Source organism: Aliinostoc maniaoense, from assembly GCF_058172895.1.
Window position 1 is genome coordinate 5,871,818 of the sequence record NZ_CP187952.1, and the last position, 16,543, is coordinate 5,888,360.

Consider the following 16,543-nt stretch of genomic DNA (forward strand, 5'->3'; position numbering starts at 1 on the left):
TCAAAATTCAAAATTCAAAATTAAAGAATTTTGGGCATGGGGCATGGGGCATTGGGCATGGGGCATTGGGTAAATATTTCTCCCTTGTCTACCTTGTCTCCCCTGTCTCCCTTGTCTCCCTTGTCTCCCTTGTCTCCCTGCCCCCTGCTCCCCTGCCCCCTGCCCCCTGCCCCCTGCCTCGATGATTAACTCTTTTCCTGGAAAGAATCTAACCATTCTCGCATTTGTTCGCGGGCGATGTCTCGACCACCAAGACCAAAGGCTAAAGCGATAGCAACGGCGATCGCACCCAATAACAATCCAAATGCTAAATTGACAATATCACTAGCAATCCCAATCTGTTGCAATGCCATTGCCGAAACTAGGGTAATAATGGAAATCCGGGCGGCTTGAGCTAAAATTTTGGCTTGGCGGTTGCCGGAACTGCTAATGATGTTAAAAGCAAGATTGGCGAAGAATAAGCCAATAGCAAAAACTACTAACCCAGATAAAATTCGCCCAATAATTACCAGAATCCCAGTCAGTAAAACTGTTAATGCTGGGATATTCAGGATATTAACTGCTGCTACGGTAGCAAACAATAAAATCCCAACTAAAACTACAATACCTGCAATTTCCGATGGGGTACGAGTCGGAATTTTCGGTGTAGATGCACTTTCAGTATCGGTAACTGTTTGTGCTGTGGGTACAGGTAGACCAAGGATAGCGAAAATATTATTGAAGCCTAAACTCGTGAGGATGCTGGTAACTAAATCAGCGACAAATCGTCCCAAGAAATAGGCGAGGATGAGAATTGCTATGGCTGTAAAGACAGCAGGTAAGACATTAAGAATCTGCTGTAACATAGCGATCGCAGGTAGAGATATCGCCTCAATTTTTAAAGCATTGAGAGATGCGATCGCTACAGGAATCAAGATTAAAATGTAGACTATCGTACCGATGAGTGCCGATAAAGACTGCATTCCTGAAGCAGAAGATAGCCCAAATCTACTACCTAAATGATCAATACCAGTTGTCGCTAGCAAATTACTCACAATTCGCCGCACTACATTAGCTAAAAACCAACCAAGTGCTGCAATTAGTGTTGCTGCCAAAATATTGGGCAGAATTGACAAAATCTGGGTAATCAGAGCTTGTACTGGTTGTAGTGCTTCCTTCAGTCCCAGAGTATCTAACACTGGCACTAAAAACAGCAGAAAGATAAACCAGTATAAAGCATTACCAATTGTTTCACTCAAAGACAGGCGATTAAGTGTTAGATAATCATCCCCTGCATCTTGATTCAATCGCTCATCTAATCTGAGTGCTTGCAACCCACGTATTGTTACAAGTTTCACAATTGAAGCTAAAAACCAGGCGACTCCTAACAGGATCACTGTACCTACAATTTTTGGCAAAAAGCCAATTACTTGTTCTAGAAAGGTATTCAGTGGCCGAGAAGCTACCTCCAAACCCAAAGTTTGCAAGACAGCTACGACTGTTAAGAGCATGATGCTCCAAAACACCAAGTTAGAGATTAATTTCTCTACCTGGGGGACATCTTCACGACCTGTTATGCCAGCCGCAATCTTATTATCTATGTCTGTGCGATTAAGAATTTGCCGCGTTACTAATGCAACTGCCGCAGCAATCAACCAACCCACCAACAAAAGAGCAGTTGCTCCTAGTAAGCGGGGTGTAAACTGAATCACTTGTTGAAAAATTCCTTGCACATCAGCGATTCCTTGGTTAACTCCTGGTTGAGTTAAGGATAGGCTGGGAGACTCAGCTAATAGCCGCATCGTCTGTGACCAATCTATGCTTCCTACCTGGAATATTCCTTGCCAAGTTGTGTTCATGGTTTTTCGGAATTAATAGTGTGCATCACCAGTACAGATTACTTGCTTAGAGTCTTTTTTTACAATACCCTTAAGTACTGCACTGGTGTTTGCGTATTAATTTACCAGGAAAAGTATGTGCAATTGAGTATCAGATTATTTTTTTACTTCTCTTATGATCAATTTACAGTTTAGTTGAGTGTTGAGGGTTGAGTGTGAATTAAACTAAACATAGCTACCACACAATCATCTAGAATGTCCCAAGTTTTGGAGCAATCAATTGAAATTAATACCACTGCTACCGCAGTAGAAAATTGTTTCACCGACTTAGAACTAATGCACCGTTGGCTTAATCCTGTGTTGCGTTGTGAACCGGTGGGTGGAAGTTGGAGTACAGATATAGGTAGTAAAAGCCGCTTTGTCATTCAAATACCTGTGATCCAACCAACTTTAAACAGTGTTGTTATAGAACGCCAACCGGGTTTAGTCGTGTGGGAATTTCAGGGATTTTTTCAAGGATGCGATCGCTGGGAATGTCAACCCATACCACAAGGTACACTATTAGTCAACCGTTTTGAATTTGAGATTCCTAACCCCATAGTTAGTTGGGGTTTTAATGCCTTCGCTGCCAAGTGGACAAAAGAAGATATGCAAGCACAGCTACGTCGTCTCAAACGAGTAGCTGAGGCTGTGCAAATTGGTTGTTAAATTATCTCAAAAACCGGGTTTCTCAAAAAACCCGGTTTTTGAGATTTAAAAGCGTCCGCTTCTAATATCATTCAAGCTAATACCGTAAAATTCTTGTGCTTGCTTGATGGCTTGTTTGGTATCTTCTGCCATTAAGCCATTTAATTGGCCTTTATAAAACCCTCTCGCTTGCAGTCGTCTTTGAATCTCTAAAACACTAAAGTCGCTTTTGGGTGTTTTACTAACTAAACTATGTAATTTAGCTCTGGTAGTAGGCCCAGCAATGCCACTCACGGCTAAATAATTACCAGCTTGAAATCTTTTGACTGCATCTGCTGTGAAAGAGCCAAAGTAGCCGTTGGGTTGTCCTTTTAAATACCCGGCTTGAATTAACTGTTCTTGTAATAATCTTACTGCTTCACCGCGATCGCCTAGACGCAGTTGATCTTTATTGGCTGTTGGCTGAGGTTTAGAGGTTCTTCCACCTACACCCAGTGGCGGTAATTTTGCCATTGTGGCAGGGCCAACAATACCATCAATATCTAATTTATAAGCTGATTGAAACCTTTTGACAGATTCTTCAGTTATCGGCCCAAAAATGCCGGTAGCGTTACCGTAATAAAACCCTGCGGCTCGCAAGCGTTCTTGTAACACTCTCACCTCCTCACCTTCATCGCCTTTAGCTAGATAGTTGGGACTTTGGCGTTTTTTGGTGACTGAATTAGCAATTACAACTGGTTTTGATTTGGTGTTATTTGCATTAGTACGGGTTTGTGTGTTAGCAGTGCTAGTTGGTTGTGGTTTGGTACTGGTACTAGCGTTAGTGGTAGGTTGTGTGACGGTTGTTTGATTACTGACAAGAGTAACTTTTGGTGATTGGATAATCACCGGAGATGCACGCCAGTTATCCAATTTTTCTAAAGTGCTAACCCCAACGATACCATCTACAGGTAAACCAGCCGCAGCTTGAAAACGTCGTACAGCTTCTTCTGTCGGGAAATCATAGACTTGAGTAATAGGTGCTTGATAAAAACCTGCCTTTTGCAGTTTTTCTTGCAGATTTCTCACAGAAGGGCCTTGATCTCCCCTTTCTAATGCCCAAACACTAGTCACATTACCGAGAACCGACAGGGTGAGAGCAAGGGGTAACATATATTTCCAAGCCTTACTAGATAGACGTTTCCAGTCGGGTAGGGTGGCTGTATCTAATAAAGCAGGAAACACAAGTAAATCATGGGATTCGCTACCTTCGTAGGCGGAAGCTAGATGTAAATACGCGATATTGTCCATATTTTTTTACACCACTGACTTTTCTTCAATAACTGCTTCAGCTTGATGTACTAAGTTGCGTAAATTATCTAATGTTTGGATATTGACATCTTCCCATAAACCGCGCTGGTGTGCTTCTAATAATTTTTCCGCAATATCACGGAGAGCATGGGGATTTTTTTCTTGAATAAACTCACAAACTACGGGATCAAGCAAATAAGCCTGCATGACACCCTCATACATATAGTTTTCCACACATCTAGCCGTAGCATCATAGGCAAATAAAAAGTCAACAGTTGCTGACATTTCAAATGCACCTTTGTAGCCGTGGCGCATCATACCTGCAATCCACTTAGGATTAACTACACGAGAACGGTACACCCGTGCAATTTCTGATTTCAGTTGCCGGACGCGTGGTTGAGAGGGAATAGAATGATCGCCAAAATAAGTTTCAGGATTCTTTCCTTGAATAGAGCGCACCGCCGCCGTCAAACCCCCCTGAAATTGATAATAATCATCAGAATCCAGCAAATCATGTTCGCGGTTATCTTGGTTTTGCAAGACAATTTGCATTTGGGCTAATCGTTGGGTGAAGGCTTCGGGGTTGGGCATGGGGAATTGGGAATTGGGAATTGGGAATTGGGCATTGGGCATGGGGCATTGGGCATTGGCGTAAAAATCTCCCTTGTCTCCCTTGTCTCCCTTGTCTCCTATATCCCCTGCTCCCTGCTCCCTGCTCCCCTGCCCCCCTCCTCCCTGCCCCCCTCCTCCCCCATAGGGGTAACAACTCCAGTTGATGTAGGCTTGGGCTAAATCTTGGTCATTTTGCCAGTTTTGGGATGCCATTAAGCCTTGGAGTCCTGCACCGTAAGCACCTGGTTTTGAACCAAAGATACGATAAAGCGATCGCTCTACAGCGATTTCAGGGGTTAAACCTTGTTGTAACCATAACTCAGTATCTTGCCTGACTTGGGTAGCTATAGGGTTTTGGTCTGGTGGTTCATCTAATGCGGCGACGGCGTTGACGGCTTGCTCAAATAAATCTATCAAGTTAGGAAAGGCATCCCGGAAAAATCCCGAAATACGTAAGGTGACATCGACACGAGGTCTTCCCAAAATGCTCAAGGGAAGAATTTCTAAATCAATAACCCGCCGTGCTGCACCATCCCAAACCGGTCTAACACCCAGCAACGCTAACGCCTCAGCAATGTCATCTCCCCCTGTCCGCATAGTGGCTGTTCCCCACACAGATAAGCCGAGAGTTCGGGGATATTCCCCATGTTCTTGGGTGTAGCATTCAATCAAGTTTTCGGCGGCTTTTCTGCCCACATCCCAAGCCGTCTCTGTAGGAATAGCCCGAATATCCACCGCGTAAAAGTTCTTCCCTGTAGGTAAAACTTCCGGTCTTCCCCTTGTCGGTGCGCCTGACGGTGCGCTAGGAACGTATTTCCCATCAAGTCCCCGCAACAGATAGGTGATTTCCATCTGAGTTTGTTGGAGTGCCGGGAGGAGTTTGGTATTAATCCAGTTTAGGGAATGGGGAATGGGGCATGGGGATTGGGGATTGGGGATTGGGGCATTGGTGTAAAAATCTCCCTCGTCCCCCTTGTCTCCCTTGTCTTCCTTGTCCCCCTTGTCCCCTATATCCCCTGCCCCCTGCTCCCTGCCCCCTGCCCCCTGCCTCATCATTTCCTCTACCAATAACGCGGCATATTCCTCCAGAGTACTGACGGCATCCCCGGCGGTGTGGCAGGGATTTTGAGTTTTTTGGGCTAAAATTTGTAGGTCGTTTGGGGATAGTTCGCTGCTGAAATCGGCGGTGAGGGGGTCTAGGTCTAAACCCCAATCCTGGGCTAAAACTCTAGTAATACCTGGAGAATAGCGGTTGGGAATCCGGGCGATCGCTACAATTAAATCTCGTAATTGTCTATCTTGGGGACATTGCCCAAAAATGTGCAATCCATCCCGAATTTGTGCTTCTTTTAATTCGCATAGATAGCCATCTATTGAGTTTAAAATGAGAGATTCAAAATTCAAAATGTCTGCTTGGTCTTGAATACCTAAATCTTTATAAAGATTTTCTGCGATGACTAATTCTTTAATGCGATCGCGCAATGCTGGTAAGCGGGAAGGATCTAAACTTTCGGCCTCATAATACTCATCAATTAAATTTTCTAGCTTTTGTAAAGCCCCATATAGTTCTGCACGGGTCATCGGCGGCGTAAGATGATCTATAATCACCGCTTGGGCGCGCCGCTTGGCTTGTGAACCTTCACCGGGGTCATTCACGATAAATGGGTATAAATGAGGCATCGCACCAAAGGCCACTTCAGGATAGCAAGTGTGAGATAATGCCAAACTCTTACCGGGTAGCCATTCTAAGTTGCCATGTTTGCCCACATGAACAATTGCATCAGCCCCAAAACATTCCCTTACCCAATAATAAAAAGCTAAATAGTTATGGGTTGGCTCTAAATCCGGCGCATGATAATTCAAACTAGGGTCAAGGTCATAACCCCGTGATGGTTGAATACCGACGAATATATTGCCGAGTTGAATGCCGGGAATTGGGAATTGGGAATGGGGCATTGGGCATTGGGCATTGGGCATGGGGCATTGGGCATTGGTGTAAAAATCTCCCTTGTCCCCCTTGTCCCCCTTGTCCCCTTTGTCCCCCTTGTCCCCCTTGTCCCCCTTGTCCCCCTTGTCCCCTTTGTCTCCCTTGTCTCCCTTGTCTCCTAGTCCCCAGTCCCCAGTCCCCACTCCCCACTCCCCAATCCCCCATCTCTCCCCAATACCCTCCTGTACTGCCGTGGGTAAAGAGGCGAAATAAGCTTGATATTCTTCAGCTGATAAACTTTGTTGTATTGGTCGCCAGTCTCTACCTTCGGGATCATTAGTGATACCGGCGGTTAAACGTGCGATGAGTTCATCGCTATTGTTAGGGGGATTTTCTACTAAATAGCCTTCTTGTTGCAAGGCTTGGAGGATTTCTACACAACTGGCGGGTGTGTCTAAGCCCACGCCATTGGCTAAACGTCCGTCACGGTTGGGGTAGTTGGCTAAAATCAGGGCTATTTTGCGCTCTTGGGGTGGTTTATGACGTAATTTGACCCAATTAGCTGCCAGTTGAGCCACAAACTCGATGCGATCGCTCACTGGTTCATACACTACCACATCTGTTTCTAAGTCGGCATTTCGCGTTTGTACAGCTTTAAACGACACTGCACGACTAATAATTCTGCCATCTACTTCCGGTAGGGCAACATTCATTGCAATATCACGGGGTGAAAGTCCTTGAGATTGTGCTTCCCACTGCTCTAAAAATCCCCCACTGAGAATAACTTGCAATACAGGCACATCCAATTTTTCCCAGAGTTCCGTTTGGGGTGTTTCTGTATCTAACCGTGCCAAGGAAAAACTAGTTGTATTGAGTAATACTGCAACTTGTTCCGAGTTTTGGGGTTGGAAAAACTCCATTAACTCTGATTGCACATCAGGATCGCGCAAAGAAGAAACAAATATCGGCAAAGGCTGCAAGTTTCTAGCACACAAAGCCGCACACAACGCATCAATAACTTTAGTATTACCTGCTAAATAATGAGCGCGGTAAAACAAGATACCAACTTTGGGCATGGGGCATGGGGCATTGGGCATGGGGCATGGGGCATTGGGCATTGGGAATTGGGCATTGGGCATTGGGAATTGGGCATTGGGCATGGAGCATTGGGGTAAATATGTCTCCCCTGTCCCCCTTGTCTCCCCTGTCTCCCCTGTCTCCCCTGCCTCCCCTATCTCCCCTGCCCCCCTGCTCCCCTGCTCCCCTGCCCCCCTGCCCCCCTGCTCCCCTGCCCAATCCCCCCCATACACCCCCACACGGGGAACGGCCTGGGGTGGTGCTGGGTTATATGCAGTTGCTAAACATTTATCGCTAATAAATTGCAGAGCGTTGAGGAAATTTTTTATGCCACCTTCACTGAAATACTGCCATATTTGGTTAACAGTAGCCACAGGCAAGGTAGACTGAGAAAACAATTCAGGATCGAGAGCATCGTCTCCTGGCATTACAATTAGATTTACACCATTACGTTGAACAATTTCTTGCACTACTTCTAAACCGTAAGCCCAATAGGAACGTCCTCCTATAAGGCGCAAAATGATTACTTGGGCAAGTTCTAAAACTTGTTCGGCATAAGTATCAATGCTTATTTGTTGCTGCAACAGCAATAAATTTGCCACTCTCAATGCAGGAAATGTTGCAGGTAATTGGGGGACTGTAGCAGCCAGAGTTTGAATATCGGTATCAGCAGCTGTAATAAATACAAAGCTTGCTGGAGTTTGTTCTAGAAAAATTACACCTTCTGACTGATTCAACCCTACCGATGTGGTACTTATACGATGCATAATCCTGTATTACCGCTTTAAACTGTTGGTTAGAACATAATCAAACAATATTTCAGCCCAGAACCCTAAACCTCTTAGAAAACCATTGAAAATGCTTAGTTCTCCTGATTTGAGCTTTTCTCGAAATTTACCTTTAGTTGTATTTAATCAACTTGGGGAATTGTTGCAGCAAATGACTCAAGCAGTAGAAACTCCTGCTTTGGTACTCACAGAAGCGATTTTGTCGAGGGTGCGCGTACCTGTAGAGTGGGAAAAACAGAGATTTACATTGGTAGTTTCTGAGCGGTTTAGTGCGTTGGTAGTGGGTGAGCAAGATCAAAAGAATTTATTGTGGGAAGAACTTATCCCTTTAACCCAGGGGGGAGATAATTATACAGAGTCATTACTTTATACTAGGCTGACATTTGATGTAGAAGCGATCGCCTCCTTTATTTTAAAATTACGGGATTTGTTTGGATGTGATTCTGATACTTATCAACATCTAGAATATTATCGTCAAATTCTCCAACCTAATGATGCTACCCTACAAAGTCAGTTTTCTTTGTTGTTATTAGAATCTCTTTTACCTCCTCAAGCGAACGGTGAATTACTAACATCTACACTCAAAGATGTTCCAGAAGTTTATAGCTGTCAACCAGTAGAAGATGCTTTAAAAAAACAAATTTCTCAAGAACGACTACTGAATCAAGTAACAACCCAAATTCGCAAAAGCCTAGATTTGTCAGTGATTATGACAACGGCAATTGCCCAAGTCAGAGAGTTTTTAGAATTAGACAGATTAGTAATATATAAATTTGATGGTTCACGAGTCAATAATTACAATTCTCGACGCTCTCCCATGCAAGATTTACAACAATATGGGGGTTGTATAGTTTATGAAGCTCGTGCTACAGATAATATCCCATCCATATTAGATTACCAGGAAAAAACTTGTTTTGCTAGAACTTCCCCATGTTGGGAGAAATATCGTCAAGGTTTTACTTTAGTTGTCGATGATGTTGAAAAATCTTACGCTCTGGAAGAGTGTTTGTTAAATTTTTTAAGACAAAGCCAAGTCAGAGCAAAATTAGCAGCACCAATTATGTTTGAAGATAAACTTTGGGGTTTGCTGATTGCTCATCAATGTTACAATCCTCATCAGTGGACTGAAAGCGAAAAAAGTTTATTGACTTCCATTGCTGAACAATTAGCGATCGCTATTCATCAATCAGAATTAATGCGATCGCTCACTCAAGAAAAACAAACCCTCGAACAAAGAGTCATTGAGCGCACAATGGCTTTACATGATGCTTTAATGGCAGCAGAAGCTGCTAGTCGTCTCAGAAACGAATTTTTAGCTACCATTAGCCATGAATTGCTCACCCCTCTAACTTACGTAATTGGGATGTCATCTACATTATTACGTTGGCCTTTAGGTGAATTGACTCAACGACAACGAGATTATTTACAAACAATCCACGATAGCGGCGAACATCTCCTAGAAATGATCAACGATATCCTCGATTTATCTCAAATTGAGGCAGGAAAAGCAGCATTAAATATTGCAGAATTTTCCTTAGTTAATCTCGCAGAAAATACCATAGAAGCATTATTAGATAAAGCTCAAACTGAGCAAGTGAGTCTCAAACTAGATTTACAAATCGATCCCAGACGCGATCGCTTCACTGCCGATATAGTCAGAGTACAACAAATCCTGTGGAATTTATTAACCAATGCCATTAAATTTACCCCTGAAGGTGGCAGCGTAACTTTACGTTTGTGGGTAGAAAATGACACTGCTATTTTTCAAATTGAAGATACAGGTATTGGCATTCCTGAAAACAAATTACCACTCTTGTTTGAAAAATTTCAACAACTCGATACCCCCTATCGTCGTCGCTACGAAGGTACAGGTTTAGGTTTAGCGTTAACTAAACAATTAGTAGAACTACATCGAGGTCGCATTGAAGTAGAATCCACAGTAGGAATTGGCTCAATTTTTACAGTCTGGATACCATCTCAGCCAATGGGAGTGTTGAGTAGTGAGTAGAGATGTGGTAAGGGGGCAGGGGGCGGGGGGCAGGGAGCAGGGGGCAGGGGGCAGGGGAGACAAGGTAGACAAGGTAGACAAGGTAGACAAGGTAGATAAGGGAAAATTTACTTCCCCTACACCCCTACACCCCTACACCCCTACACCCCTAAACCCCTACACCCCTACACCCCTACACTATGTACGTTGAAAAATAATCATTTCACTACCCACAACCGGGTTACGCGCTACTAACCTATCTTGAGAGTCAATGATTTCTAAATGAGCAAAATCTAATTCTTGAGAACGTTGTAATATGTCTGCGGCTAGTTGATTTTGCTCTGATGGTTTGAGGCTGTACCAATCATCATTAATTTTGACAGTTAAGCTACTGGTGCGGAAATTAGCTTGAATTGATTTTATGATGCCAGAGGCGATCGCATCACTAATTTCTGCAACTTGATTTTCAATGGCTGCAATTAATTTTTGTTCTGGGGTTAACTCTAATACTGGTGTTGGCGTGGGTGTGGGTGTGGCTGTTGGTTCTGGTTCTGGTTCTGGTGGTGGAGGAATTTCTGCTTCTGGGGTTGGTGTAATTTCCTCTGGTGGTTGTGGTTCTGGTGTGGGTGCTTCGGGTGGGGTAGTTATGGTGGGTGTGGGTGTGGGTGTTGGAAGTTCTTCTACTGGGGTAACTGTGGCTATTTCTGTGGGTTTGTGACTGAAAACAGTTGTAGTTGTCCAAACTAAAATCACGGCGATGGTGGCAATGATCCCTGTTAATGCTTCATCCGTCAACTTGATAGATAAATTCGATGGTAAAAAAGGACGGACTTGCCTAAGTAAAAATCTACTCCATTTAGAGGGGAGCGATCGCCAAAATCCTTCTTTTGCTTCACTATCGGGAGGGGGTGCTGTCTCTAGTTTATCGACAGTGGTTTCTAAAAGTGCGATCGTTCCTCTGAGAATCTGAATAATTGTCCCCTTCCAAACAGGCTGCACTCTCCTCTGACGTGGTTGATTTCTCGACTCGTTTGTCGGTTCTGGTTGATTAGCTTGGTTTTCAGGAGAATTGTTTTCTGACATGGAACTTTCATCAACAGCAGAGAATCAACAACAAATAAGTAGAACGGTGTAAATAATTAAAGGTTTGTAGTAAGGACTTTAGTCCTCTATTAACGACTAAAGTCCTTACTACGAACTAAATTCAATTTTTTTTACATTACTTTACATAGTTGGGTTTTTTCAAGTCGTTTTACTTAGTGAGCGTATGCTTCAAACAGTTATCAGTTATCACGGATATGATGGTAGATTTAAATCCACCAACAATCAATAGATTACTCTTTAGTCTTCACTGTCAAGTGTAATACCTATGGTAAAACTGTGCTGAGAGAATACAATTACAAATTACGCCCGATGATTTATCTTGTAGTCTCGGCTTTACTTCACTCCATCAAAACTATGCTTTGTCTTCCTTTGCTATAAATCTACGGTATACACATAAGTTGCTCCATCGGCATTGTTAATGTATCGCCTGACAATGCCAATGTATCCCCTAACAATGCCAATGTATCGCCCAGCAATGATAATGTATCGCCTGACAATGTTAATGTATCCCCTAACAATGCCAACGTATTGTCTGACAACGCCAATGTATCGCCTGACAATGCCAATGTCAGGATGAAACTAACCGAATTTCACCAAAATTTTCACGACTCAATTCACATTAGACGTAAATTATCAATTTCTTGAATTTCACAACCAATGAAACTAAACCGCCGCCAATTTTTATTTTTAAGTAGTCTTACCACCCTGGGGACTGGAGTTTTAAGTTGGACATTAGTTCGTCAAAATAACCAAGTTAAACTAATAGATTTAGCAACAGCCGCCACACCGACTAAAAAAGACTTACTTTTGCGGTTTGTATCTGTAGCCGATACAGGTACTGGGGCAAAAGGACAGTATGCTGTAGCTAAGGCGATGACGCGTTATCACCAACAAAATCCTTATGATTTGGTGGTTTTAGCTGGAGATAACATTTACAACAACGGTGAAATCGAGAAAGTGCAGGCTGTTTTTGAGCGTCCCTATCAAGATTTACTCAAACAAGGTGTAAAATTTCAAGCTTGTTTAGGTAATCATGATATTCGCACTGATAACGGTGAACCCCAAGTTAAATATCCTGGCTTTAATATGAACGGACGCAGATATTATACTTTTCGCCGCGATCGCGTGCAATTTTTTGCTTTAGATACTAACAATAACGCTGATTGGCAAAATCAATTACCTTGGTTAGAACAAGAGTTAAGTAATAGTAATGCCACTTGGAAAGTAGTATTTGGACATCATCCTATTTATTCTTCTGGTGTCTACGGTAATAATCAAGCTTTTATTAAAACCTTCACACCATTATTTAAAAAATATGGTGTGCAATTGTATATTAATGGTCATGAACATAGTTACGAACGCACTCGCGCTATTGATGGAACTACCTATTTAATTTGTGGTGCAGGTGCAGGTAATCGTCCTGTAGGCCGTTCAGAGTGGACAGAATATTCGACTAGTAATTTAAGTTTTGCTGCCTACGAAGTGTACCCCGATAGAATTGATGTTGTTGCTATTGGTACTAATCATCGAATTTTTGACAGGGGAATCATTAAGAATAATTCGTAATTCGTAATTCGTAATTCGTAATTCGTAACGCACCTTCTATTAAGGGTTTTGGTGCGTTACTACATCTACATCTAATGAGATTTTTTCTATAAATCAAATTAGATGGGTGATATTTCATCTAAAACTAGATATCAAACTGTGTATAAAAATAAAAATTAATAACGCAAAACTGCTGAATAAAGAAGCACTGAGAGTAATGAGAACAGGTATATTCATTGATTGAATTATGGTGATTGCACCTATACTGAAACCTATAGCAGCTATAAAACTGATCAAGCTGACTAGATTTTTATTCACCATCTTTATTTATTCCTCATTCACTCCTGCTTGTTTATTCATAATTGATGATCAGGATTGAATGCTGTAAAAGGCATTACTTTAAATTGGCTGAAATTGTTCGTTTATTATGCTAATTTTATCGAAAGCGGCGGGAAACTCCATCCCCTTGTGGGTGGAGAGGGACAGCCGCCCCGCCGCTTGGGGCATAGGGCATTGGTAGCTTCTTCCCCATGCCCCATGCCCGATTCCCTATGCCCAAAAACTCCATCCCCTTGTAGGTGGAGTTTTTTATTTATGAATAACAACTGGTGTACCTAAAGAAGCCCAATTAAATAACCATTTGGCATGATTCGGGGCAAGATTTACGCAGCCGTGGCTGACTGGCGTACCAAATTTTTTATGCCAATAAGCACCATGAATACCATAATTACCTTGATAAAACATCGCATGGGGAACATTGGGAACATCATAAGTTCTACCCCGCATTCTCGTAGACTTATGCTTTGATTGAATTTTAAAATTACCTATGCGTGTAGGTGTGGATTTTTTACCAGAAGAAATAACGATCGCATACACTGGTTTTTTACCTTCCCATGCTATTAATCTCTGGGTTGAGAGATTAATCTGAATCCAGCGTTCCTCTGATTTTTGGAGAGCTTGGATATTATCGGCAATTTTTTGGTTAAGTGAACTAGCTTGCGCCACATCATCAGGACTGATGTTAATTGTACTTAATGACAATACTGCACCAGCAACAAATACTTTTAAACAGTGTCTCCAGTTCTGGAACATTAATATTTTCATGGTGATAGCACACAAATGATCAAACTGCAATCAGTTTTGTAGAAATCAAATATAACTGTGGGTTTACCATAAGTTCATCGAGAAAATTACGAGTTTTAAATAAATTGCGATCAATATCAATGTTCTTGCAATCCAACTATGCGATCGCACTGCCGAAAAATTAGAGCTTGCCATTTCATCGGGTGTTGTGTTATAAGATAACTATAATTTTGAGAAATCTTCTGTTGTTTTCCCCATAGTTCTGGGAATCGACCCTTAAAGATATCTTCGACGCGGCTGCTGAACCCACGTCTTTTAACTCCTCAACATCAATCAAAGGATCTCATAAATAGATCCTGTAGGGTATTCATGCAGCCAAAAAATTTCCAGCGTCTGATGCGTGCTTTAGCACGGCAAGGTCTAGATGTTACATACAAAGACCAAGTTTACTCTATTCGTTTATCTAACTCACTGAATGCACCCATAGCAGAAGTTCTCTTACCAGAAGAATTTCCTGTAGAAGCTAAAGCACTCAAGCAGTTAGCGACTTTGGCAAATGCTCATCATCCAGCAGGTGGATGTGTCTGCCGTGCCTGTGCAACACCAGACTTTCATCCTGGTGATGCAGGTATTGCCATTGGTTCAGTAGTTGAAACCAAAGATATGATTATCCCCACGGCTGTCGGCTCTGACATCAATTGTGGGATGCGTCTTCATGTAGCTGAATTAACTATTGACGAGTTTTTAGCCAAGCGTGATTTGTTTGTAGAACACATGAAAGGAGATTACTTCTTTGGCACTCGTGATGTCACAATGACTGCTCACTCGATGCGTGCTTTATTTGAGTACGGCGTAACTGGCTGGTTGGATGCAATGTTAGATCAACCAACTGGTAGTGTGATCAAGTCTGACTTACAACAACTTGCCAAGGAAAGCGATCGCATCTTCTTAAATGGTTCAATGGATGGTAACTGGAAATTTGCACCAGTTGAACTAGTTCCCCATGATGGATTAGTCCGGGATAGTTCCTTGGCTACTATCGGTTCTGGGAATCATTTTCTAGAAGTACAGCGAGTTGAGCGAGTTGAAAACCGCGCTTTAGCCCATGCTTGGGGAATAAAAGAAGGACAACTAGCTTTTATGATTCACTCAGGTTCGCGCAATGTCGGTAAGTATATTGGCGGGATGTGGCGTGATAAAGCTAAAGCTGTTTGGGCAAAAGGTCTGAAGTACCCTGATAGTCAGATTTTCCCCCTTTCTACTCATTCTCATCCAGAATTAGTAGAAAACTATCTGCAAGCCCAGGCTACTGCTGCCAACTATGGTTTTATTAATCGCTTACTGTTAGCCGAGTTACTGCGTTTGCGGTTGCGCTCAGTTTACGGAGATGTGGAAGCCCCTTTAGTCTACGATTTACCACACAACATCACCTTAAGAGAAAAAGACCGAACCTGGATAACACGCAAAGGTGCGTGTCCTGCTTATGCGGGACAACCTGTAATTATCCCTGGTTCAATGGGTGCTGAATCTTACCTGATGGTGGGTGAAGGTAATCTAGCATTTTGCAATTCTGCTTCACATGGCGCAGGAAGGCTTCGTTCCCGTTTTGATCTGAACCGCCGAGGTGCATCTCAAAGCGAGGCAGAATTAGGGTTAACTGGGGTAGACTGTATCACTTTACGCTCAGAACGCAGAATAGAAGAAGCACCCGCCGCCTATAAGCCCATTGGCTCAGTTATTGATGTACAAGTTGAGGCTGGAATGGTGGGAGTAGTCGCCCGGTTGAGTCCTGTGCTGACTTTTAAAGCGTAAAACAGTGTATGGTGTAGTGTTTCACTGCACCAACGCTTTCCACCAATTGGTATGGTGTTTCAGAAGTGTGATTTTACTCTGGAGCAGGAAACAAACGATAGCAGTTAAGTTAAATTTTGCAGTAAGTTGCTAGCCAATTGCGCGATCGCCTGCCAATTTCTCTCTATGATTAAGTGTTTAGGAAATAATTCCCCACTTAAACCAACAGCAATAGCACCAGCTTGAATCAGTTCTGGAGCATTTTCTAGGGTGACTCCCCCAGTGGGAATTAAGGGAATATGACCAAGTGGCCCTTGCAAACTCTTGATATAGTTAGCACCTCCCACCGCTTGCACAGGAAAGACTTTCACACAACTAGCACCATAAGACCAAGCTGTGATAATTTCCGTCGGGGTGAGTGCGCCAGGGATAATTGGGATATTTTGGGCTACTGCGGCTTGAATCATGGCAGGATCAACATGAGGTGTAAAGAGAAATTGCGCCCCAACAGCGATCGCCTCTTGCAATTGTTCTACATTAAATAATGTCCCTGTCCCAATGGTACATTCGGGTAATTTGCTGCGTAGGTGCGTAATTAATTCGCCGGCGCGATCGCTATTCCAGGTAATTTCAATCAGTTTCATCCCCCCATCTGCTACAGCCAAAGCCATCTCTAGTCCTAATTCCAGCTTGGGTGCGCGAATAACTGCAAGCGATCGCTGTTGTTGCAACTGTGATAACCAAACCTGATTAGACATTTCGATATTTCCCAAAGTTTCTGGCTGTTTTAAGGATGCAGAATTTGCATTTTAGCTGTTCATCCCTCAGATAGATC

The 16,543-nt window shown here is 42.9% G+C and carries 12 protein-coding genes; 5 read left to right on the forward strand and 7 right to left on the reverse strand.

Annotated elements, in window-relative coordinates:
- Together ACPZ3T_RS25665 and ACPZ3T_RS25670 are read right to left on the reverse strand one after the other, a co-directional pair.
- On the reverse strand, nt 1-216 hold the full coding sequence (locus ACPZ3T_RS25665) for a hypothetical protein (RefSeq protein WP_490272256.1): 216 nt from the start codon (nt 214-216) through the stop codon (nt 1-3).
- On the reverse strand, nt 186-1,838 hold the full coding sequence (locus ACPZ3T_RS25670; protein ID WP_490272257.1) for a mechanosensitive ion channel: 1,653 nt from the start codon (nt 1,836-1,838) through the stop codon (nt 186-188). The genes ACPZ3T_RS25665 and ACPZ3T_RS25670 overlap by 31 nt, the downstream gene beginning before the upstream one ends.
- 234 nt (nt 1,839-2,072) lie before the next feature.
- Here ACPZ3T_RS25670 and ACPZ3T_RS25675 point away from each other — a divergent pair, with 234 nt between their 5' ends.
- On the forward strand, nt 2,073-2,525 hold the full coding sequence (locus tag ACPZ3T_RS25675) for an SRPBCC family protein (RefSeq protein WP_490272258.1): 453 nt from the start codon (nt 2,073-2,075) through the stop codon (nt 2,523-2,525).
- A gap of 45 nt (nt 2,526-2,570) precedes the next feature.
- On the opposite strand, the gene ACPZ3T_RS25680 is transcribed toward ACPZ3T_RS25675, so the two are convergent.
- Nucleotides 2,571-3,794, reverse strand: coding sequence for a peptidoglycan-binding domain-containing protein (locus ACPZ3T_RS25680; RefSeq protein WP_490272259.1), 1,224 nt, complete (start codon nt 3,792-3,794; stop codon nt 2,571-2,573).
- 6 nt (nt 3,795-3,800) lie between these two features.
- Nucleotides 3,801-8,177 carry a cobaltochelatase subunit CobN gene (gene cobN / locus ACPZ3T_RS25685; protein WP_490272260.1) on the reverse strand — a complete coding sequence of 1,459 codons (4,377 nt, stop codon included), beginning with the start codon at nt 8,175-8,177 and terminating at the stop codon, nt 3,801-3,803.
- Nucleotides 8,178-8,268: 91 nt separating this feature from the next.
- Here cobN and ACPZ3T_RS25690 point away from each other — a divergent pair, with 91 nt between their 5' ends.
- The gene (locus ACPZ3T_RS25690; protein ID WP_490272261.1) at nt 8,269-10,206 is read left to right on the forward strand and encodes a GAF domain-containing sensor histidine kinase; all 1,938 of its coding nucleotides are present in this window, start codon (nt 8,269-8,271) and stop codon (nt 10,204-10,206) included.
- Nucleotides 10,199-10,396 (forward strand): hypothetical protein, encoded by a 198-nt coding sequence (locus ACPZ3T_RS25695; protein WP_490272262.1) that lies wholly within the window; start codon nt 10,199-10,201, stop codon nt 10,394-10,396. Before ACPZ3T_RS25690 ends, ACPZ3T_RS25695 begins: the two co-directional genes overlap by 8 nt.
- Here the strand turns inward: ACPZ3T_RS25695 and ACPZ3T_RS25700 are convergent.
- Nucleotides 10,384-11,268 (reverse strand): hypothetical protein, encoded by an 885-nt coding sequence (locus ACPZ3T_RS25700; protein ID WP_490272263.1) that lies wholly within the window; start codon nt 11,266-11,268, stop codon nt 10,384-10,386. The genes ACPZ3T_RS25695 and ACPZ3T_RS25700 overlap by 13 nt on opposite strands.
- A 678-nt stretch (nt 11,269-11,946) precedes the next feature.
- Here ACPZ3T_RS25700 and ACPZ3T_RS25705 point away from each other — a divergent pair.
- Entirely contained in the window at nt 11,947-12,855 is a 909-nt protein-coding gene (locus tag ACPZ3T_RS25705; RefSeq protein WP_490272264.1) for a metallophosphoesterase family protein, read from the forward strand.
- Between the two features lie 567 nt (nt 12,856-13,422).
- Here the strand turns inward: ACPZ3T_RS25705 and ACPZ3T_RS25710 are convergent.
- Nucleotides 13,423-13,938, reverse strand: coding sequence for a L,D-transpeptidase (locus ACPZ3T_RS25710; RefSeq protein WP_490272265.1), 516 nt, complete (start codon nt 13,936-13,938; stop codon nt 13,423-13,425).
- Nucleotides 13,939-14,286: 348 nt separating this feature from the next.
- Between ACPZ3T_RS25710 and ACPZ3T_RS25715 the strand changes: the two genes are divergently transcribed.
- Nucleotides 14,287-15,729 (forward strand): RtcB family protein, encoded by a 1,443-nt coding sequence (locus ACPZ3T_RS25715; protein ID WP_490272266.1) that lies wholly within the window; start codon nt 14,287-14,289, stop codon nt 15,727-15,729.
- A 104-nt stretch (nt 15,730-15,833) separates the two neighbouring features.
- Here the strand turns inward: ACPZ3T_RS25715 and ACPZ3T_RS25720 are convergent, their stop codons facing one another.
- A complete protein-coding gene (locus ACPZ3T_RS25720; RefSeq protein ID WP_490272267.1) occupies nt 15,834-16,466 on the reverse strand; it encodes a bifunctional 4-hydroxy-2-oxoglutarate aldolase/2-dehydro-3-deoxy-phosphogluconate aldolase in 633 nt (210 codons plus the stop codon).
- Between the last annotated feature and the right edge of the window lie 77 nt (nt 16,467-16,543).